General features: G+C 34.3%; 20 protein-coding genes and 1 pseudogene. 2 read left to right on the top strand and 19 right to left on the bottom strand.

Going from position 1 to position 22,382, the window contains the following annotated elements; translation table 11 throughout:
• Positions 1–82 precede the first annotated feature (82 nt).
• From ABNX05_RS03440 to ABNX05_RS03485, 10 genes are all read right to left on the bottom strand, one after another.
• Positions 83–1,342: a DUF4179 domain-containing protein gene (locus tag ABNX05_RS03440; RefSeq protein WP_349658430.1), complete on the bottom strand. Its 1,260-nt coding sequence runs from the start codon at positions 1,340–1,342 to the stop codon at positions 83–85.
• Positions 1,339–1,839 (bottom strand): sigma-70 family RNA polymerase sigma factor, encoded by a 501-nt coding sequence (locus ABNX05_RS03445; protein ID WP_349658431.1) that lies wholly within the window; start codon positions 1,837–1,839, stop codon positions 1,339–1,341. Before ABNX05_RS03445 ends, ABNX05_RS03440 begins: the two co-directional genes overlap by 4 nt.
• 330 nt (positions 1,840–2,169) lie before the next feature.
• Positions 2,170–3,336, bottom strand: coding sequence for a hypothetical protein (locus ABNX05_RS03450; RefSeq protein ID WP_349658432.1), 1,167 nt, complete (start codon positions 3,334–3,336; stop codon positions 2,170–2,172).
• A 12-nt stretch (positions 3,337–3,348) separates the two neighbouring features.
• Positions 3,349–4,167, bottom strand: a complete 819-nt coding sequence (locus tag ABNX05_RS03455) for a hypothetical protein (RefSeq protein WP_349658433.1) — start codon at positions 4,165–4,167, stop codon at positions 3,349–3,351.
• Entirely contained in the window at positions 4,164–4,853 is a 690-nt protein-coding gene (locus ABNX05_RS03460) for an ABC transporter ATP-binding protein (RefSeq protein WP_349658434.1), read from the bottom strand. The genes ABNX05_RS03455 and ABNX05_RS03460 overlap by 4 nt, the downstream gene beginning before the upstream one ends.
• Positions 4,850–5,239: a GntR family transcriptional regulator gene (locus ABNX05_RS03465; RefSeq protein ID WP_349658435.1), complete on the bottom strand. Its 390-nt coding sequence runs from the start codon at positions 5,237–5,239 to the stop codon at positions 4,850–4,852. The genes ABNX05_RS03460 and ABNX05_RS03465 overlap by 4 nt, the downstream gene beginning before the upstream one ends.
• 373 nt (positions 5,240–5,612) lie before the next feature.
• Positions 5,613–6,086 carry a GNAT family N-acetyltransferase gene (locus ABNX05_RS03470; protein WP_349658436.1) on the bottom strand — a complete coding sequence of 158 codons (474 nt, stop codon included), beginning with the start codon at positions 6,084–6,086 and terminating at the stop codon, positions 5,613–5,615.
• Between the two features lie 506 nt (positions 6,087–6,592).
• Positions 6,593–8,419: an ABC transporter ATP-binding protein gene (locus ABNX05_RS03475; RefSeq protein ID WP_349658437.1), complete on the bottom strand. Its 1,827-nt coding sequence runs from the start codon at positions 8,417–8,419 to the stop codon at positions 6,593–6,595.
• Positions 8,412–10,175, bottom strand: coding sequence for an ABC transporter ATP-binding protein (locus ABNX05_RS03480; protein ID WP_349658438.1), 1,764 nt, complete (start codon positions 10,173–10,175; stop codon positions 8,412–8,414). The genes ABNX05_RS03475 and ABNX05_RS03480 overlap by 8 nt, the downstream gene beginning before the upstream one ends.
• Positions 10,176–10,247: 72 nt before the next feature.
• A complete protein-coding gene (locus tag ABNX05_RS03485; protein ID WP_349658439.1) occupies positions 10,248–10,691 on the bottom strand; it encodes a MarR family winged helix-turn-helix transcriptional regulator in 444 nt (147 codons plus the stop codon).
• 382 nt (positions 10,692–11,073) lie between these two features.
• On the opposite strand from ABNX05_RS03485, the gene ABNX05_RS03490 reads away from it, so the two are divergent.
• Complete coding sequence (locus tag ABNX05_RS03490) at positions 11,074–11,586, top strand: peroxiredoxin family protein (protein WP_349658440.1); 513 nt, start codon at positions 11,074–11,076, stop codon at positions 11,584–11,586.
• A gap of 198 nt (positions 11,587–11,784) precedes the next feature.
• Here the strand turns inward: ABNX05_RS03490 and ABNX05_RS03495 are convergent, their stop codons facing one another.
• From ABNX05_RS03495 to ABNX05_RS03530, 8 genes and pseudogenes are all read right to left on the bottom strand, one after another.
• Positions 11,785–12,627, bottom strand: a complete 843-nt coding sequence (locus ABNX05_RS03495; RefSeq protein ID WP_349658441.1) for a nucleotidyltransferase — start codon at positions 12,625–12,627, stop codon at positions 11,785–11,787.
• A 296-nt stretch (positions 12,628–12,923) separates the two neighbouring features.
• Entirely contained in the window at positions 12,924–15,053 is a 2,130-nt protein-coding gene (locus ABNX05_RS03500) for a type IA DNA topoisomerase (protein ID WP_349658442.1), read from the bottom strand.
• Between the two features lie 175 nt (positions 15,054–15,228).
• Positions 15,229–15,572 (bottom strand): annotated as a pseudogene (locus ABNX05_RS03505) (IS110 family transposase); the annotation flags it as partial.
• A 662-nt stretch (positions 15,573–16,234) separates the two neighbouring features.
• Entirely contained in the window at positions 16,235–16,873 is a 639-nt protein-coding gene (locus ABNX05_RS03510) for a class I SAM-dependent methyltransferase (RefSeq protein WP_349658443.1), read from the bottom strand.
• Positions 16,874–17,001: 128 nt separating this feature from the next.
• Complete coding sequence (locus ABNX05_RS03515; RefSeq protein ID WP_432760119.1) at positions 17,002–17,211, bottom strand: DMT family transporter; 210 nt, start codon at positions 17,209–17,211, stop codon at positions 17,002–17,004.
• A 91-nt stretch (positions 17,212–17,302) separates the two neighbouring features.
• Positions 17,303–18,055, bottom strand: coding sequence for a hypothetical protein (locus ABNX05_RS03520; RefSeq protein ID WP_349658444.1), 753 nt, complete (start codon positions 18,053–18,055; stop codon positions 17,303–17,305).
• 47 nt (positions 18,056–18,102) lie between these two features.
• Positions 18,103–18,675 carry a TetR/AcrR family transcriptional regulator gene (locus ABNX05_RS03525; protein WP_349658445.1) on the bottom strand — a complete coding sequence of 191 codons (573 nt, stop codon included), beginning with the start codon at positions 18,673–18,675 and terminating at the stop codon, positions 18,103–18,105.
• A 396-nt stretch (positions 18,676–19,071) separates the two neighbouring features.
• Positions 19,072–19,617 carry a TetR/AcrR family transcriptional regulator gene (locus ABNX05_RS03530; protein WP_349658446.1) on the bottom strand — a complete coding sequence of 182 codons (546 nt, stop codon included), beginning with the start codon at positions 19,615–19,617 and terminating at the stop codon, positions 19,072–19,074.
• A gap of 240 nt (positions 19,618–19,857) precedes the next feature.
• Here ABNX05_RS03530 and ABNX05_RS03535 point away from each other — a divergent pair, with 240 nt between their 5' ends.
• Positions 19,858–22,035 (top strand): MMPL family transporter, encoded by a 2,178-nt coding sequence (locus ABNX05_RS03535; RefSeq protein WP_349658447.1) that lies wholly within the window; start codon positions 19,858–19,860, stop codon positions 22,033–22,035.
• On the opposite strand, the gene ABNX05_RS03540 is transcribed toward ABNX05_RS03535, so the two are convergent.
• Positions 22,036–22,167, bottom strand: coding sequence for a GNAT family N-acetyltransferase (locus ABNX05_RS03540; RefSeq protein WP_349658448.1), 132 nt, complete (start codon positions 22,165–22,167; stop codon positions 22,036–22,038).
• Positions 22,168–22,382 lie beyond the last annotated feature (215 nt).

Raw genomic sequence — 22,382 nt, forward strand, 5'->3', positions numbered from 1 at the left:
TTACGTTTCAAGAGGTATTACCACAAATACGGAAATATTAAAAAGATGTTCAAAAAGGAGAGCCTTTTTGAACATCTTTACTTTATTTCAGTGGAATATTCAGTTCAATATTTTCTCCAATAGGATTGAAGAAATAGTTTAAATACATTTTTGCTTTACCATCATATTTTTCAAAGTTCTCCGTCTCAAATAGGTACTGCTCATCATCTGAGAACGAGCTACCTTTATATTTTAACGTCGTACCATCTGCTTTTACAGCACTATTTAGAAACGAATGCGCCCTTCGATCATCCCATTTCTTTGCAGCAATTGATACACTTTGCTCCGTTACGGATATATCCCAATCCAAATAATCGGGCTTCGTAAGTACTTCCTTTGTGCCAAAATCAACTTCGATAAAATCCTCACCCTTCGGAACGGCTTGAACAGCTCCAATTAATAGTTTGAGTGAATCTGAATCATGGAAATAATTACTTTGTAAATTAAGCGTGATTTTGCCGTCGCGAATATCACCGCCTAATGACAAGCCATATTTCATGCCTTCTCTTCGCTCCCCATTTTCCGTCTCGACCGCAAAATCATCAAGCGCTAAAATTTGCATCGTATTCGCTTCATCTAATTCAATATCGATTGCCGTTCTTAGTGGAGAACGGCGAATTTGTGTAATCGTAAATTTCTGACCACCGACGTCTACAGTACGATTCGCAGTAATAATTTTTTCCTTTGCGATTTCGTTTTGTAGTGAAAACGGTATCGTAATTTCAATGTTCCCCTTATCTTTTTCATAAAAACGAAAAACCACTTTAAAATCCTTTGAAGTATAAGCGAAAGGCTCTGAAAAACTATAATCTACCGAAGAAGAGAAACTTGTTTGATTTAATTGATTGCTTCTAAATGAACCTCCGCCTTCAATTTCTTCGCCTCCTTGGAACATTTGAACTTCCTCCAAGTGTAATTCCGACATATCAAATGATGCATCGGCGTCATAGTAAAGTACTAATCCCGTATTATCTGCAATTACGCCTTGCAATGTAAGCGATAGGCCATTTTTAGACTTGGTCGCATTGATTTCTTCATAGTAGTCATTGTCCACAATATCTTTTATCCCTTTATCTCTTACAACTGCAGATACAATTGCTTGAAAGCCAGGTATTTTTGCAACATGGCTAGCAATTGTAGGAGAAACGCGAATAGAAAATAAAAAGCTTAGGCACAGCAAAAAGGCTATTGCAACCGAAGAAATGCGCTTCTTTGTTCTTTTTTCTCGTTGAACTTTACGAAACATATCCATCCGTACTTGTTGAAGTTTCTCCTTTGGAACGTCAATCGGTAGTTTACTCATAGCCAGTCCTCCTTTTCTCCAGCGAAGTTTCTAAGCTTCTTTAGTATGTAATGAAGCTTAGACTTTACAGTCCCCTCCGGAATTTGATTGAGCTCAGCAATTTCTTTGTTTTTTAGTTGCTGAAAATATTTCATATAGACGAGTTGCTGCTCCGACAAAGATAAATGTTCCAATAACCGCTCCATATCAGAGTAGATAACCCATTCAACTTGGTGATGCTCCTTAATTGAAACGGTTGGTTGGCGTTTTCGCAAATGGTCTTTACAACAATTGATTAAGACGCGCACGAGCCATGTTCTGGCATATTCGTGCTGTTTAACGGTATGCATTTTTCTCAGTGCCTTATAAACTAGGTCCTGCATCACGTCTAAAGCGTCTTGCTCATTTTTCAGATATGTAAAAGCCATGCGATATAAAATTTCTTCATCCATTTCAATAAGTGAAAGTATCGCTTGATGATCCCCACGAATAGCACGCTGCACGATTTCACATTCCATCCTTTTCGCCTCCTTCCTCCATTAGACGGAGAGATGTTTCATTTCGTTCAAAATTTTGAAATTTTTTGAAACCTTCTATGAATTTACCTTTAATTTTTGCGTCAAAGATGTTCCCTTTGAATACATAAGTTTTTAATTCCTTAACTAACTTACTCCGTTAGCTTAATAAGAAAAGTTGCTTTTAACTTTCCCTTGTGACTAATTTCATTATCCGTATACTGTCATTAGTATTTCACAAATATCCACCGAAGGAACACAAAACGGCAGATATGAATCATAGAATTCATACCTGCCAAAGCTGCTTACTCTTATTTATTAAAATGAATGTTGTTATATATTTGCTATTTGCTCGATATAAAGTGAGTAATCTGCATCTAGTTTTTCTTTATTTTCAATAATAATTTTACCTTCATATAATGGTTCACCTGTACGTAAATCGCCGATAAGGAACAAATGACCATCCGAAACACGATCGAGTAAATATAGCTTACCATCTGTAATCTGTATAGAAGGTTTTTCTTTAGCATTAGCAATGCTAGGATATTTAAAGCTGAAAGGTTCTTCCCACTGATTCTTCTCTATATTATAACGGTTCAGTACTAACCCATTGGTTGAACGAACAGGAATAAATATATATGTTCCTTGAAGAATGATCGAGTGCTTATATGGTTTTAATTCGGCCGGAATTGTCCACTCCTTCTCTTCATTATTCAGATAGTTATACAGATACATTGGGCTAGAGATAGTTTTACGCTCACCATCTTCTAAATATTTGTATTTTTCAACCATATATAAGATATAATTTTCATTTTGTACTTTATTATATTCATTAAATATATAGATGCTGGCCCTGCTTTTCTCTTCTGACTCCATTTTTGCAATAATTGAGTCTTGTTCTAATTCCTTTTTGTTTTCATCAACTGTATATAAGTGCAGCTCTTCCTCATTATTGAGATTGCTTGTTGCTAATATTTTTATTTTTCCATTTTCTACATAGACATCACTCTCATTGATCCAGTCATATCTTATTTGGTCTGGCATATTGATTTCAAATGAAGAACTTTCATTTGTATGTTTATCAAGTATATCGATTTGCAGAGTGAAAGAATCTCGACCCTCTTTATTTGAAAAAATCGTGTAAATTAAACGGTCTTCATCTTCAAAATACTGACCAGGATTTGCTTCTTTTCCACGCATAAACTTACGGTGTTCTTGAATATATTTTTGAAACATCCCAGGGTAATATCGTCCCTTCAACTCTCCAATAAAAGACCCACTCTGATTACTCGTACCATCCTTTGATATATCCAACCTACTATAAATATCACGACTTTGATAAATTGCATGAATGATAAGATTATCTATTTCTCCCTTATTTCCGTTAGTAGTTTCAATTTTAAGAGATACATTATTTGCCATTACCTGTTGAATATAGTAAGAACCGATTGTCGTCACTATGATTAAACTAATCAATATCGTTTTCCAATATTTTTTCATTGTCATCCCCCCTTAAACCCTGATTTTACATTTTAGCAAATGATTTGCGATCCAAATGGCACTGACTAATACGATAATGCCCATTACCAGTTCCATTAAGAAGACTTCTAGTGAGTAAAAATAGCCATTTAATAACCTATTTACTAATAGTGGCGCAATAAATACTCCGAACGATAGCATTCCATAAACGATTGCGATAAAAATGCCTTTTAAACCGTAGCTTCGTTCAATTAAAATGGCCGTGAATAGAACTGCTACAAAGATTAGCCCGACTCCATAAATCAGGATAAATTCCGTTAAGGTATTCGGATAAAGCCTTTCTAAACTATATCCATCATTAAATGAAAAATGCGATTGTAAATCTGTTGGTATAATACTATTAACAATTTGCATTTCGATTGAGATTAATACTATTTGCAAGGCAACTAAACCAAGTACTAAAAGCATAATTGTCGTTAATTTTGAGAAATAAATAGTAATTCTTTCAGTTGGCAACATTAATAATCTATAAATAAATGTATTTTTTCCAAACCAGTCCCGATACCAAATAAAGAAAACATAAATCATCAATATGGCTATGCTAAAAAAGATTGGTAGCAGAAACCATTCAGAACCAACGAACTGATTAAAAGAAAATAACCCGTATTCTTCAGTATATTCGCTCATTGATAATTGATTTTTATACATCACTTGATCCACGTCATTCATATATCCTTTTGACACGACAACTGCCCCAATGAATTGACTTACTATGATCAATCCTATTAAAGTTAGGTATAGTTTGAAAAATCGATTTACTTCGAAATTAAGAAGTTTTAAATAGTTTTTCATCCACGATACACCTCTCTCATGACATCAACGACTGATTTCCCTTCCTTTTCACGCACTTCCTCTACGCTAAATTCCTTTAATACTTCACCGTTATCAATGAGCACTGCTCTATCAATCAAGTGTTCTATATCACTAATTTCATGGGTTGTAATAATCACACCACGGTCTTCAATTAAATGGCTTGTAAACACTTCGGCAATCTGCTCCCGAGAAAAAATATCAATACCAGAAAATGGTTCATCCATCAGTAAGTAATCCACATTCAGTGCCAGACCTAATATCATATTGACTTTAGCCATATTCCCCTTTGATAAATTGGCAATCCGTTCAGTAGGATCTAGTTTAAAAAATTGCAGCAACTCTTCTGCCCTTTTGGGATCCCAGTTTTTATAAAAATCGGCCATGAATGCAAAGGCTTCACAAATCTTCATTTGCGGCAACATCGTAATCGTATCTGGAATAAAGGTAACTTTTTCAAAGCTTTCTTTTCGGATTTTTTCCCCATCGATCAAAATTTCACCGCTATTAATCGGAGTGAGCGCCATAATAGCTTTCATGATCGTCGTCTTCCCTACTCCGTTAATACCGATTAAACAAGTAATTTCACCTTTTTCAGCAGTAAAAGAAAGACCTTTTAATACCCGTTTCCTGCCGTATTTTTTCTCGACATTTTTTACTTCGATCATTTCGATTCCTCCGCTTCTCCGCTTTCAGCATCATGCTTTTTCTTAACTAGCTCCAATACTTCGGATAACGGCACATCAATGGATTTAATAGAACTTAAAAATAAGTCAACCGCTTCGATAATCAATTCCTCACGGACACTTTTAAGGACCGCTTCATCTTTAGTAATACAGCTCGGCATATTCCCCTCAGTAAAAATCAATCCTTGTTCCCCCATTTCCTTATAAGCTCGTTGTGCAGTATTTGGGTTAATCTTCAGCTGGTTGGCTAGCTCTCTTCTTGATGGAATCTCCTGGCCAGGTTCAAAATACCCTTTGGCGATTTGCTCTTTAAAATGCCGGATAACCTGGACGTACACTGGATCCCGATTATTAAACTTTACAGTCAATTAACTCAACTCCTAGAAAATTATATTTTCGTGTATTAAGCACTTAATACAGTTTGAGCATAATGGTGGGCTAAGTACTTTTAAAGAACTACCCGAAATATTATATAGCCATTACCCCGCTAATCGATCTTGATGTATTAACAGCTTAATACACCATTCTCAAAAATACAAAAGTGTATTAAGCCTATAATACACCCTTCGTAATGTATTATAGGCTTAATACACTTCTCATGTCAATCTAATCCATGGAAATATATCTCAATGTTTAAAAAGACAACCATTTGTTAAGTTAATTTCCCACGAAAGTTTAAATAGAAAAAAGCTCTACTCCATATTGAAGTAAAGCATGCGTTTGTTTAATAAGAAACTAAATCTAATCTAAATTTTTTATAAATAAAACTCTGTCTTGCTTTGGCCCGTCATAGTCTGTATTGATTGATAGACCATCAACAATTCTCTCTCCATCTTCAATTTCAAAACCCATCTTAGTATGATAGGCAATCGAAACTTTATTAACAGGTGACGTTACACAACGAACAATACATCGATTATTTTGCTTTACCACATTAAAAAATTTATTGTATAAATGTTTCCCAATATTATGCTTTCTGTGTTCAGGATGAACCCCAACAAAATGAATATACGCCTCATTTGAATGAGTTTGAGAAAGAAATCCTATTAGAAAACCTACAAGTTTACCATCCTTTTCTGCAATGAAACTTGTTTGTGTAAAATGGTCGAAGAATAATTTTGGTAACATAGCAGACATATTCCTGCCACCCCACCACTCATTAATTAGAGATGAAATCACATAGTAGTCTGAACCTTTAACTGAACGAATTTCCATTTTAATCCTCCTATTTATGTAAAATTCTATTTAAACTAATAGTAACATTAAAGTAAATTTCATTTTATTCCCAACCTCTTGCGGCAATTTTACAATATTACTCCATTGATTTGCTTTATCATGCTGATAAAATACTGTTCATTTGAAACCTCCAATTCCTAATATTCAACTCTTTAGAGCCCTTACTCTACTAAATCTTTAACACACCTTTATTTTCTCTTAGTATAATGCTCAAAATAAATTTATCGAAACTTTTTATTGAATTATCGAAACAATTTTAAGATTTATCGAAACAATTTTAAGATTTATCGAAACAAATTCAATATTTATCGAAACAATTTTTAAATTTATCGCCTAACTTTGATTTATCACCCACCTTTTAAACTTTATCGCTTCAAGAGATCAAAATAAAAAAATCACCCCTAAGAAACGAGGTGATTTTTATCAAACACTTTTTATTAAACTACACACTGTTCAGTAGTCAAAACGAAAGTTGGCATTCAATTTTAAGAAACATCTTCAAACTGACTATTATATAGATCCGCATAAAATCCTTTTTCTGCAATCAGTTCTTCATGATTTCCACTTTCAATAATATCTCCGTCTTTCATCACTAAAATCAAGTCGGCGTTTTTAATAGTTGAAAGTCGATGGGCAATGACAAATGATGTTCTTCCCACCATCAATTTATCCATCGCTTCTTGGATAAGTGCTTCAGTACGTGTGTCAACGGAACTAGTAGCTTCATCTAAAATAAGCAACGGTGATTTTTTAACCATGGCCCTTGCAATGGTAATAAGCTGTTTTTGCCCAACAGATAAACTCGTTTTATCGTTTAAAATCGTGTCATAACCTTTTGGCAAAGTTCTAATAAAGTGGTGCAGACCGACTGCCTTACATGCCGAAATCACTTTTTCATCGGTTACATGCTCCTTGTTATACACGATATTTTCCTTAACGGTACCTTCGAATAGCCAAGTATCTTGTAGCACCATACAAAATAAATCGTGAACATTTTTACGAGAAATCGATTTAGTCGGTACGTCTCCAATCATGATTTCCCCGCTATCTACTTCATAGAAACGCATAAGAAGATTAACAAGCGTTGTTTTCCCAGCCCCGGTAGGTCCGACAATGGCAACTTTTTGACCTGCTTTTATTTGCGCAGAGAAATCTTTAATAATTAGCTTCTCTTTCGTATAGCCAAACTTAACATTTTTAAATTCCACATTGCCTGTAACATCTTTGGCATCTAAAGTGGCTTTCTTATTACTTTCGTCTTCAAGTTCCTCTTCATTTAAGAATTCAAATACACGTTCGCTTGCTGCGGCAGTTGACTGCAAGCTTGTAGCTGCTTGAGCTAACTGTGACAACGGCTGCGTAAATAAGCGGATATACACCATAAATGAAACGATTACACCAAATGTAATGGAACCTTTCACTGTAAGTGCAGCCCCTACGACACAAACAACAACATAACCTAAATTTCCAATAAAGATCATGAGAGGCATCATCATGCCGGACATAAACTGGGCGCGCCAAGCGCTATTAAAAAGACTTTCATTGATTTCATTAAATTCTTGCTTCGCTACTTTTTCACCGTTATACACCTTCATGACATCATGCCCTGAATAGATTTCTTCAATATGGCCGTTTATTCTACCAAGGTCTTGCTGCTGGCGTATGAAGTATTTTCGGGATCTTGAAATAATAAAGGTCATACATACAAACCCTACGAAAGTTGCAGCAATGGCGGAAAGTGTCATCGTCACATTAATTGAGAACATCATAATTAACGATCCAAAGAACATAACGACCGCTGTCACTAACGAACCAATACTTTGATTTAAGGACTGTCCTATCATATCCACATCATTCGTGACACGACTTAATACATCACCATAGGTTGTAGAATCAAAATATTTCAACGGTAATCTATCAATTTTGTTCGATATATCTTTCCGTAACTTTTTAGAAACTCGCTGCGTAATCGTAGCCATTATAAACGCCTGCAAATAATTGAAAATAAAACTCAATCCATACAAAATAGCAAGGAACAATCCTATTTTTCCAATCGCCGTAATATCAATCTCACCAGTAATGCCTTCCGTTATCAAATCAGTGATGTCACTAAGCATATTAGGTCCAACGATCGTGAAAATTGTTCCTACAGTTGCCAATACAAGTGCAAAGATCATCGCTGGTAAATAAGGTTTACAATAGGCAATCAACTTGCCCCAAGGCTTTTTAAAATTTTTTGGCTTTTCTCCAGGAGCTGCCATATGACCTGGGCCACCAGGACCTTTTTGGGGCTTATTTTGTGTATTAGGCATTGTCTAACTCCTCCTTCGATAACTGAGAATAAGCAATTTCCTGGTAAGTCTTACAAGTTTTCAACAATTCACTATGTTTTCCCATACCAACGATTTTTCCTTCATCAAGAACAATGATTTTATCAGCATCTTTAATCGTTCCAATTCGCTGCGCCACAATCAAAGTCGTTACACCTTTTGTTTCTTTTTTCAACGTAGAACGAAGTTGACGGTCTGTTTTATAATCTAAAGCGGAAAATGAATCATCAAAAATAAAGATTTCTGGATTTCGATTCACTGCTCTTGCAATAGAAAGACGTTGTTTCTGACCTCCAGAAAGATTTGTACCACCTTGAGCGACAGCCGCATCATATTGGTCATCCATGTTCTCCACAAATTCTTTCCCTTGAGCAATTTCCACCGCTTTTCTGATTTCCTCATCTGTTGGTGGGGTCTGGCCGTTACCACCATAGGCAACATTAGATTTTACTGTACCTGAAAATAGTACGACTTTTTGAGAAACGTACCCTATCTTATTATGAAGAGCTTCTTGTGCATACTCTTTCACATTAATGCCGTCGACTAATACTTCACCCTCAGTAGCATCGTAAAATCTTGGAAGTAAATTAATAAGTGTACTTTTACCACTACCAGTAGAACCAATGAAAGCGACAGTTTCGCCTTTATGTGCTGTAAAACTAATATTTTCTAAAACATAGTCCTCTGCATTCGGATATTTAAAGCTAACATTACGCAGTTCGATTTCACCTTCGATTCCTTTAGGTGACGATTGCAATTCTCCATCCATAATTGTTTGAGGTGTATTTAGCACTTCATTTATACGCGCTGCAGATACTGCCGCTCTTGGCAGCAAAATGAACGTCATTGATAACATCATAAATGCCATAACTACCTGCATTGCATAAGACGAAAATACGACCATATCACTGAACAAACCGATTCGATCCATACCTCCTGCATTATTAATCAAATAAGCACCAATCCAGTAGATAGAAAGAGTTAAACCTGACATGATCAGACCCATCCCAGGCTGCATAAGGGCCATAAGTCGGTTCACGAAAAGATTTGTATCCGTTAAATCTTTATTTACTTTTTCAAATTTCTCTTCCTGATATTGTTGTGCGTTATAAGCATGAACAACACGAATACCAGTTAAACCTTCTCTTGTTACTCGGTTCAGATGATCTGTCATTTTTTGAACGACTTTAAATTTCGGTAGTACAAAGATAATCAGATTGCCTATCAAAATAAGTAAAACGATGACAGCTACTCCTGTTGCCACTGACCACTCCCAGCTTTTCCCGGTAATCTTCAAAATAGCCCATACTGCAAGGATCGGCGCCTTAATCATAACTTGAAGCCCCATCGCAACCGTTTGCTGTATTTGCGTTATATCATTAGTAGAACGAGTAATTAGACTTGCGATTGAAAAACCATTAATCTCCTCCATAGAGAAAGATAGCGTTTTATCAAATACACCTTTTCGTAATTCCTTTGACAAAGATGTTGCTACCTTTGCCGCAAAATAGCCAACAATGACTGCCAATATCATACTGCCAAGGGCACATAATAACATCTTCCCTCCAGCTGTCCATATCTCGCTCGTTTTACTGCCCTCTGTTTGTACAAGAGTCGTAATTTTAGCCATATAATCCGGCAACTTTAAATCCAAATATACTTGCCCTACTATGAACACAATACTAGCAACAACGAGCGTCCATTCTTTCGGTTTTAAGTATTTAAATATTTTCAACATATTCGCAGTCCCCCTCGTTTTAGTTAGCACGCTAACTATATGGTCAAATAAAGCTTCAAAATACCCTCTTCTTCAAGATCCTATATTCTCTTTCATGGCATCCATCACTTCAAAAAAAACGTTAAGTTTCTCTTCCGGGATACCTGTTAGTAATTTTTGTTCAAGGATTTCTCTACGTGTCTTAATATCTTCATGTATTTTTAGCGCATCTTCTGTTAAGACAATTTTTTTCAGTCTTGAATCGTAGGAAACAGATTGCCTTGTAATCAAACCATTACTTTCCATAGATTTTAGTATTCTAGATGCTGTTGATTTACGAATAGAAAATGCTCTTTCAAAATCCTTTTGAAACACATCCTGATCTTGATTTTTGAAAAGATAACTAATCGTCCAACCATGCATGGCAGTAAGGTTATCTTTTTCCGTTAGCGTAGCACTTGTGATTTGATCCAATTGTCTTCTCATTAAAAGCGACAAAGTACGCAATTCTAATCCAACTGATCTCCTTTTGCCCAATTCTATTACCCCCGATTTATCAATGCTAAACTTTCGCATGTAAATAACTATTTTATAAGTATTTTTGGTCGAACATCTCCATAATAAAGATACTTACGTCCTTAGCTACCGATGAATCATGTTGAGATTTATCTTCGTATTCAGTTTGCCATATTGGCTTTAAATAATCCAACAATAAAGTATGCTTAAAAATGTCAAAATAACAATGACATTGGGCTTGGTTGCATAAATAAATTTCAATAAAGAACGAATGACATTAAAATTGTTGAGAAGAAGATTTACCAAGGCATTTTCATATATGTTTTTTTCATTTTACATATCTGATTTAAAATAGGAAATAATACAAGGTGGTTATTAGATTTTCAATTTTAGGAGGATAAGCATGTCTACATTTAATTTGCGCGATAAAGTACCTGATTTCACTCTTCCAGCAGTGAATGGAGAAGAATTCTCTTTTGTATCCCATCAAAGCCAGCATAAAAGTTGGCATCTTATTATCTTTTTCAGAGGATCATGGTGTCCTGTTTGCCTTCATGACTTAAAAGAGCTTGAAGAAAACAAAAGTTATTTTGAAAGCAAGAATGTACACCTAATTACCATCTCAACGGATCAGTTGGATAATTTAAAGAAAATGGTCGATGAGCATCGCCTTTCTTTTACCGTCTTAGCTGATGAAGAGTTAAAAACATTAAAAGCATACGATGTATTTTATCACGGTGAGGATGCGCCATATGAGGATCATGGCACGCACGGAGAGCCAGCCTATTTCCTAGTTGATGAAAATGGACAACTACTATATCAACAAAAACAAACAAGTCCATTTGGACGCCCATCATCTACTGAACTTCGCAAGATCGTCCAATATATTGGAAAAAATTTAAAGTCAAATCAATAAACAAAAGTGATTGGGCGCAATAGTAGAGCAGCAAAATGATCCATATCAAATGGATTTTTTTATAGTAAATACTTAAAAGGTGATCACATAGAGTTGTGATTACCTTTTTTCTTTACGTGGTATCAATTCGTCACTAGGCCATAAAAACAATACTAATTCCATTTGTGATAGCAAACGAGAATTTGATTTCGGAAGTTATTATATTTTCATATTTAATTCTCTATTAGGGTTATAGAATTTTAGCCATTTATCAGCTTCAATAATGATCCACGTTCCAAATTCATTTAAAAACGATAACAATAGGTTAGTAACTACTATAGGTGTAATGGCATATTCAAGTGCCTTTCTCATGTCACTTTCCTTTTCAGGGTAATATTTAGAAAACATTTTATAAGCAGGGTATAAATCCCTCGTATATGTGTTTTTTTTGGTTATGATTAGTGCAAGCCCTGCTCTTACTATAATTTTCATAATCCACTTGCAACAATCCTTAATATCCTCTATATCTGAATTATCTTGTAGATCATCACAGGCATTTTTAATTTGACCTTGTAAATGAATAAGATGGTCATTTGCTAAAGCTTCGTTCGCTTTATATTTTGGTAATTGAGGAATCAAGTCTTCTCCAAACACGCACATGCCATGGGTTTGGAGTATGAAACTAATGATAGAAAATGATGACGTATTTAAAACAGCTTCCATGCAGTGAACACTTAGTTCAATACCATCTACACAAGTATGTTTTTGAGTTAATTCTTGTTCTACGTCTTTTAGCCGCTTTAGCTGCAGATTATTAAGCTTTTGCTTAGTAATCGCTATTGTGTCTAAGTCAGCTACACCTACAATACCTATTCCTCTTGGAATGGATCCCCTTATGTATACACTATGTAAGTCATCTTGAAGATGGGTAGAATACGTATGAACTACATCGTTTATTACAGGAAGAAAAATCGGGTTGATGTTATTCCAATCTGAATGATTAATAATGTGTCCATCACTATCCGTGACACATAAGCTTCCAATTGCTCTAATAGTAGTCATCACATTACTCCTTTTATAAAATATAGTAACTCTACCTACTATGCTACGCCTCTCGCTGCGGGTTATATCTACTAACAAATAAAAACAAGTTTCAATAACGACATTGAATAGGCATTTTTTTGAATACCCACTTATTATATCTAATTCACATAAAAATAGGATAGCACGTTCTTTATCGAACATGCTATCCTACTTTCATTTTGGAAGTGATTTAGGCTGAGATAACCTTAAAAAACTATACTTAATTTTTAATCCTTTTTTCAGTAAACTCCATCTTCCAGCTGAAGTATTCGCCATTACTTTTCATTAAACTCAAATTCAATCTTTCCTTCTACCAAACGGAGTGACGCATTAAATTGTTTACCATTCTTTGATTTAAACCCTTTAAGCAGAGCTGTTTTACCAATCTTACATAAATCATTAATGTTCTTTTCAGTTAGTTTTTTTCCTAATAGCCTTCCTGGGAACGTTTGTTTACAACCATTTTTATAATTCGAGCAACCGTAAAAGCTTTTACGCAAACCTATTTTTCCTACTTTACATGTCGGACACGTCACAATATCTTTTACAGCAGTTGGTTTAAACTGCTCTGTGTCTATTGTAAGTGACTCTAACTGTATAGGTACCTCGGCTATTAATTGATTAACAAACTTGCCTATGCTTTCAATAAAATGTTTTGCAGACCCTTCTCCACAACCAATTTTATTTAAGTAAATTTCCCATTTTGCAGTCATAGATGGGCTTGAAAGTAATGTCCCTTCAATTGACCGACATAAAAGCTTCCCTTTATGCGTAATGCTCACTATGTTTTTTCGCACTTCAATAAATCCATGCTTTTTAATCGTCTCTATAATGCCACTTCGAGTTGCTTCTGTGCCAATACCATCAATCGATTTCAGCACCTCGATTTCCTCTTCATCCTCAACTGATTTACCGCATGTTTTCATCATCGTAATGAGTTGCCCTTCTGTATAAGGTTTAGGTGGCGTTGTCGTGCCTTCTAAAATAGAAATCTTACTTTGTACCATCTCATCTTGGAAAACGACAGGTAACGACTCTTCCCGCTCCTTTAACTCTTTTTCATTTGAAAATAATTCTTTCCAACCTTTTACAAGTTCTGTTTTCCCTACCGTTTTAAACTCTATATTTTTGACATTCGTTAAAATCGTTTTTTCATCGTATTCATAATCTTGATGGAACATAGCGAGTGTCGTATTGACTATTTCAAAATAAATATTTCGTTCATCCGCATTCATTGATTGTAACGCTTTTTCTGTCAGCACTTTTTTCGTTGGAATAATAGCATAGTGCTCCCCAACGTTGGCACTGTCGACGTAGCGTTTGTTATTCCCTCGATTTATCGCATTAAATGTCTTTCCCACGAGCTGCTGATATTTTGCCAATGATTCATTTAAATAAGCAAACTCATTATGTGTAATGAGCTGTGAATCGGTACGTGGGTAAGAAACAAGCTTTTTCTCATAAAGTGATTGCGTAAGTTTCAACACATGTGACGGACTGTATTTCCAACGTCTATTAGCGGCGGCTTGTAATGTTGATAACGCATGTAGTTTTGGTGGTGCAATACGCTTCGTTTTGTTCGTTACACTCGTAATTAGACCCGTATCCATCGGTTCAACCCCATGTTGTTGCAATAATTGCACAGCCTCTGCACGCTCTTTTGTTTTTAACTTTGCCTTCCCTTTATATACACCATTTTGTGCTTTAAAGACCCCTTCAATTTCATAAAATTTTTCAGGCTTGAAATGTTCGATTTCCTGTTGTCTTTTATAAATTAAATATACGGTTGGCGATTGCACACGACCGATAGAGATACTACCCTTAAAGCCCTTTTTTTGTAAAAGTAGCGTATATAGGCGACTACAGTTCATACCTACTAACCAATCGCTAATTTGACGTGTTTTTGCTTCTTGGTACATGAGCAGATCACGCTCATTACTTTGCATATTATTAAAGCCTTTTCGAATTTCCTCAACCTCTAATGAATTGATCCATAATCGTTTAACAGGCTTATTTACTTTCGTCATTTTTAAAAGTGAGTAGAAGATATTTGAACCTTCACGTTCACTATCGCAGCAGTTATAAATCATTGTTATTTGTGGATCACTAAAGATTTTTTTTACGGCATTAAATTGTGTATACATTTTAGAGACAACTTTATCTTCAAATTTTTGAGGAATGATTGGTAATGATCCAAGCGACCACTTCTCCCATTCCTTTTGATATTCTTTTGGTTCTTTTAATTCAACAAGATGACCAACTGCCCAAGTAATTACTGCACCTTCAGGAAAAGTAGAACAAGGTTCCAATTCAATAAATACTTTCTCTTTTTGTTTAATTTTAAATGCGTCTGCATAAGCTCTTGCTTGAGATGGTTTCTCTGCCAAAATGGCGATTTTCCCCATTAATCATCACATCTTCTTTAAAATATTTTAGTAGTTTTTTATATAAAAACATAAATTACTACTATTTTACTTTATACAATTTAAAATATCACTTACTAAAATCTATGTATCAGAATCACCCTTCAAATATTTTAAATTGCTAGTCGCAAGCCAATCGATTTCGTCTAACTTTGTGCAATTTTTCCTGAAGTTCTTTCGAACGTCTTACGTGCATTGTATTCACCATGACAAGTGGGATTCCGTATTGATCTAAGAAATAAGCTAAGTTCATCCAGTAGTGGCCTGTAGGCTCAATCCCTATTATTACTTCTCTTTTATTAGCTTCCTTCTTCGTTTGAAGAATCTTTTCATACAAGTTTTCGAAGCCTTTTTTCGATTGATGTACGGCAAAAGCTTTTTCTATTACTCGCCCGCGTTCATCGACAAAGCATGCGTAATGAATACGCTTGGCAATATCCATACCAACAACGAGTGTATTTTCAGTTACTGATTAATTTTATTATTCCATTTAGAATGCATAAAGGAGTCCCCCTTGTTTGATGATGGGTCAATGGTCGTTGACACTCATGCATCATACTAGAGGGCTCCTTTTCTTTCAAGACCTCGAACATCCTTCAAACAGGAATGCTGCCCCGTTAGTTGAAGAGCAACAATTTTCACGAAAACAGCCTTATTCTTTTATAAGTAACATTAAGACCACCCTTCATAGAGTGGTCTTAATGTTTTCTTAATACATGAGCTTTTTGACTGCTTTTTTGCTTTAAATAAATTCCGTGTTTCTATAATTAACTAAGCCAATATGAATTTGTCCTTAATTTGCTGTTGATTACTCAGCACTGGGATTAATAAAAAAGAACTTTCGGTGTATCGAATATCGAAACAAAAGATTCTTTTAAGGAGACATCGTAACTTTTTTAAAACGCTCTGCTATACTTTTGAATTTTTTTACTGAAACAGATAATAAGGTTGTTTTATTTTCATTTTAATAAATTTAAAGCCTTACTACATTTAGTATGTACTAAGGCTTTAAAAGTTGTTTAAAACTGAATTACTTTAAGAGAATTTTGTTGTTTAAAAAGATAATAATGTGTTTAATACCGTTCAACAAGCACCTCTAGTTCAACAATAAATTCCATTTCTTATGGAACGGTTCTTTACATTAGTAAAATTTACGGAATCCCTTACCGATGATCCCTTTTTGAATCAAGAATAAACATAGACGAATCATGTCCCATGAATATTTTACTTCCTGTATAAAAAGTTTCGAATTGTATATCCTTATACCCTATTTTAGTCATTATTTCGGTTAGCTCTTCTGGATTAAACCCGTTATGAACTATATCTGAAACTATTTTTTCATTTTTATTAAAATCTACGATTAGTAAATGTCCTCCTTCATTTAGAACATCAAATAATCTTGATAATACTAATTCAAAATCATGAATGTGGAGTAGAACCTGAGCCATAAAAATATAGTCAGCTTGTATATGTAAATCCGATAAACTTTCCTTTTCTATATCAAAGCATAATGTATCTACATTTTGAATATTAAAATCAGTTATTTTTTGGTTTATTTGATTAATCATGTTCTGTGATGTATCCAGAAAAAGCATAGAATTAAACTCGTTTAACAAGTTCATTCCGATCAGACCAGTTCCGCACCCAAAATCAATCGCATTCTTACTATTAGCGTCAATTAAAAAATTTTGGATGGCATCTGATGATACCTTTGCAATTTGGATTCTTTCAGGAGTGTCATATTTATTAGCTATCATTTCAAACTTATCAGTATTTCCTATTATAATCTCTCCAATCAACATTAATAAACAAGCCAGAACACTAAAAAACTTGTCCTTATTTAGGATACAATTCTGTATATCACAATTCAACAAATCTGAACCGTTAGTGAAAAGCGATTGCTCAAATTGAACAATCGCACCCCGTTAGTTTAATAAGAACAGCGACGCTTCTTCCACAATATAAGTCTAATGGGTGAACCACTAACTAATAGTGTAATAGTTAAAAATACTACTCCTACAGTGAATGAGGTCATTGAAGCTAAGAAAGGGGAAACCACGAACTTTCTTAATTGAGCGTTAATGGCTGTTTGTATAGCAAAAACAGCTCCAAAACTTATAGCTATAAATATTGCAAACATTAAAATTCACTTCCTGTTTAGCCTATTTCACTAAGGTATTGTCTAACTTCAACTTAAAAAGAAAATTAAAACAACTGTATTGTTTATATCTTTAATTCAAGGATGCTCTGTCGTTATTATTTTTTTGACCTTTTATCCACTGTAGCCAATAAGAAAATTCACATGCTAAATGCATTTGATGCGATTTAATAAGACTTGTGGGACTAAGTGCAGGAAATTCAACGGAGAGCTTAACTTTTATCCCCGTTTTAGTGTCTTTAATTTGGTGGCGAACTCCTCCGATAACTGTGCCATCTTTCAAACGAGCAACACCTACTGATTGATATTCATAAGAATGATCTCTAGGTGTTTGTATCCCTGTTTCATCATCGTAAGCAATAAAAAACTGAGCAGGGAAAGGAGAGTTTCCAGGCGCCTCAATTACTTCAAGTTCTTTTTCTCCTAATGGTCTTAATGCATAGTGGTCAGGACACGCCGATAAATTCACCCGATTGTTTTCATCTGATTGATTTAACATAAGATTATCTATGCCCTTTTTTGCTTCTTCAGCTGTAATTCCGTCTAAATAGATTTCTGTCCAAGAAAACTTCCTTCTATTTCCGGATAAAGCAGCACCCATACGCATCATCATTTCACTGAATTTCAATTTAGATTCCAATTTGTTATACATTTCTTGATAAGAGTAGTCCATTTTGAGATTGGTTAGCTTATCAATCATCCTATCCGGATTATTTATTTCAGCACTTTTATAACCTAATATTTTAAAAACTTTTTTAACACGTTCTCTTTTCCATTGTGTCAATTGATCTTTTGTAATGTCTTTTCCGTCAATATAAATTTTCATCTAAATTCTCCTTTGTCCTGACTCAGTTATTTTTAGATGTCTTCTTTCTAATTGTATTTTAGTGTGGTTAATACCAAATTAATCATTTCTTTCTTAATTTGATTATTCAGGTCTAATTTCTTCGAATGAGCAATGCTACTGAGTCCGTATAAAATAAATCCAGAGGCTAAAATTGGATTATCGATATTGAAAATCCTCGTTCTTACTCCATCTTCAATCACCTGTTGTATTAGTGGTTGCATTTGCATGAATACTTTCTGCTCGAGCTGAAAATGTTGTTCTGTTTGAAAAGAATCCTCGTTTTTATATGGTGCTAGTTTTTCAACAAATGCCCAAAATGTCTCTAAGGATTCTGTCATCTTTTGCATAACGGTCAATTTATCAGAATTAAGTATTTGTTGAATTTCCTCCATATTTTTTACAATATAATCATTTAAGATCTCATCAACGAACCCTTCTTTGGATTTAAAGTAGTAATAAAATAATCCCGTTGCTACTCCCGCTCGATTAACGACATCTTTTATGCTAAATCCTTTTACTCCACCTTTCATATATAACTCGAAACCAATATCCATTAACTCTTGGCGTCTTACATCTGGTTCTTTTGATATTCTCTTCATAGTCCATCTCCAACTGTATTATTTACGACTGAATCTAATTCAATAGTATATCACTGAACACAATTCAGTCAAATGTTATAAAAAAACCACTCACTTTGAAAAATAAATGCCTGGGGTTAATTTCATGTTTGTTACTCATTATATGGCCCGATTGTTGAACAACAAGTTAAACAAGACTCTTCAGCTAAACTGCAGCGTTAGTTCAACAAAGAAAAAAAGAGCTGCCTACGCAACTCAATGATCTTTAAGTAAAGCATCCGTTAATTTAAGTGAAACTCTTCACATTCCCTTAAAAAGTTTACCATCTCTTAAGCCAATTCGATATAGAATAATTTTACGCAAATTAGGTCTTTTTTATAGAAAATCTCTGAACAATTATTCAAAATAACAAATCGTTTATTGAGATGACATGACGTTCATACTTTCTAAGATTTGTACAACTTCTTCAGTTGGAATATTCATATCATCATTTATCCATTTTCGAATTACTTTAATGATCCCACCTGTCGAATAAGTGAAAAAATATTCTAAATGAGTCTCATTAGCATTTGGTAACTTTTTTTTAATTTCTGCAATTGTTATATCATGAGCAGAATTCAAAACTGTATTTAGTACATGAGAGCTATTTTTTTCATTAAAAATAATTTTACAGAGCTCCTTATTTATAAGTATCAATTTTAAAAGTTCATTTAGTATATTTTCTTCTCCCGAAATATTAATAGTATTCATCATTTTCTCTATCAACTCTTCTTCAATACTTCTCATTAAATCAAAGGGGTCATTATAATAAGAATAAAAAGTTCCGCGATTAATATCTGCTACTTTACAAATATTCGTAACAGTAATTTTATTTAAGTTTTTTTCTTGTAGCAGCAGTAAAAAAGCCTCTATAATTACCTTTTTACTATACAGTGTTCTTCGGTTTCCTTGTGTACCAACCACGTTTTTCCCCTCCCTTAGTAACCAATTCACTTTAATATGTTTTTAAATGGACAAAATATTAATAAATGATTATTTAATAACACCTGTTTTTATTTTGATTATTGTTACCTTCAATTAGCCTTAATATACTATGTCTATGCCATTAAATCAACAAGGTGTTCAATTAATAACCTTTTGTTTAAGCAATAACTAGTTGTTTTAATGTGTTGTATGTAAAATTAGGATGAAAGGAAGCTGTTAATGGCAAAGTATCTTTATAAATTAGGAAAATTGGCGGCAAACAATAGTAAAAAAATAATTGGAGGCTCAATATTAATTCTCCTTGTGATAGCAATTATTGCAATGAACCTGGGGTCAAATTTCTCTGAGGACATGTCTATACCTGGATCAGAATCAGAAAAAGCCCTTCACCTCATTAAAAAGGAGTTTCCCTCTAATACAAGTCAAGTACAGTTAGTATTTAATGCACTTGAAAATAAAACCTTAGTTTCTGAAGAGATTAGTAATATAATTACGGATACATTGAAAGTGATAAAAGAAAAAGATAGTCATATTGTTTCTGTAGCAAGCCCATTAGAGTTAGGGAATTTAAATAAAGATACGAATATTGGTTATGCAATTGTTACTTATAATGTAGCAGCAGACAAGGTATCGGAAAAATCAAAGGAAAATATTATAGAAAACATTGAAAATATTCGTGATGCTGGTATTCAAACAGAACTATCTGGTGATGTTTCATTTTCTGAAATGGAAATAGGAGGAATAACAGAAGTGATTGGGGTAGTTGTTGCTTTCGTTATATTAGCAATTACTTTTATTTCTTTATTAGCGGCTGGGTTGCCAATTATTACGGCGGTTATTGGACTTGCTATAGGAATTTTTTTAATTATGATTGGCACAAATTATTTGGATATTACCTCAGTTTCAATAACGTTAGCAGCAATGTTGGGATTGGCAGTAGGCATTGATTATGCTCTCTTTATTATGACCCGTTTTAGAGTGCAAAGGAAAGAAGGATATTCTGTCCAAGAGTCTGTAGCAATTGCAAATGGAACAGCCGGTAGTGCTGTAGTGTTTGCTGGGATAACCGTCATCATTGCGCTCTTAGGTTTATCTGTTGCAAAAATACCATTTTTAACAATGATGGGTCTTTCTGCTGCCCTTTGCGTATTATTCGCAATATTTATTGCAATAATTGTGGTTCCAGCTTTTTTAGGTTTGCTGGGACATAAAGTGGGGCCAGATAGAAAGAATAGTTTTATAAGCAAAATTATTAAAAGTGATAAAAAACAAACTACACCAGATAGATGGGGAAATTTCGTAGCAAAACGCCCGTGGAAGGTAGCAATTATTGGAATTGCACTTCTATCTATAATTGCTATCCCTATTTCCCATATGGAACTCACGTTACCAGATAACGGTTCGAAAAGTGAAGAGACAACAGAAAGAAGAGCATATGATTTACTTACCAAAGCCTATGGCCCAGGCCATCTTTCAACATTAATTGTAGCGGCTAAAACTTCAAGCGAAACAACCAATCCACAAGTAGCATTAAGTGATACTATAGAAGAGCTAAGTGGGTTATCCAATGTTAAAAATGTTAGCCCAGCAATTCCTGGACCTTCCGGAGAATTGTATCTTATTTCTATAACTCCAGAGACAGGAGCTGCCGATTCAGAAACAAAAGATCTTGTAAACGATATTAGAGAAAAGGCAAAGACCTTGGAAAAATCCAATCATATAAAATTAATGGTTACAGGTACTACGGCGGTAAACATTGATATATCACAAAAACTGAGTGATGCATTACCAATATTCGCTTTGTTAATTATTGGATTTTCATTCATCTTATTAGTACTAGTATTCAGGTCTATTCTAGTTCCATTAAAAGCAGTACTAGGATTTGTACTATCTTTAGGTGCAACTTTAGGATTCACTGTATTTGTTATACAAGATGGAAATTTAATTGATTTATTTGGATTTCCCATTGCCTATCCTATATTAAGCTTCTTACCAGTCATTGTGATAGGGATTTTATTTGGGTTAGCAATGGACTATGAGGTTTTTCTAGTTAGTAGAATGCGTGAAGTATATACACATACCGGTGATGCACGTAAAGCTGTTTTAGCCGGAATGAAAGATAGTGGTGGAGTAGTAACAGCTGCAGGGTTGATTATGATTTCAGTATTTACTGGATTCATGTTAGCTCCAGATCCAATAATTAAAGCAATGGGCTTTTCACTTACATTTGGCGTTATATTTGATGCTTTTGTAGTAAGAATGGGTATTGTACCAGCAGTAATGATCATAATGGGAAAAGCTTCTTGGTACTTGCCAAAGTGGTTAGATAAATTACTACCAAATTTAGATATTGAGGGAGAATCATTTATGAAAGAAATAGAAAGAAAAAGGAATTAATTAATGGGCTGTTTCATGATGCCCTTTATCCCATACTCGTTCGTTTGGTAGATTTGTTTCGAAGGTTGCCATCCCTGTTTCAATTCCTTCTTCATAAATTTTTAATACCTCTGCTAAATCTTTTTGTTCCATCCTACGAATAAATAATGTATCCGATCAAATCCCCCTTTACTATGTTACAAAAGACTGTTAGCTTTCACTAACAGTCTTAATTAAACTTAACAAAATTCCCCACAATGGGCGACCTATTTAAATTTCTAGTTATGCTTCTTCTTTCTTATCCAATATAATATATATAATAAATGCTATAGGTCCAGTAAAAAAACACCAATTAACCATATTAAAAG

The organism is Lysinibacillus zambalensis (assembly GCF_040183165.1).
Classification (GTDB): domain Bacteria; phylum Bacillota; class Bacilli; order Bacillales_A; family Planococcaceae; genus Lysinibacillus; species Lysinibacillus zambalensis.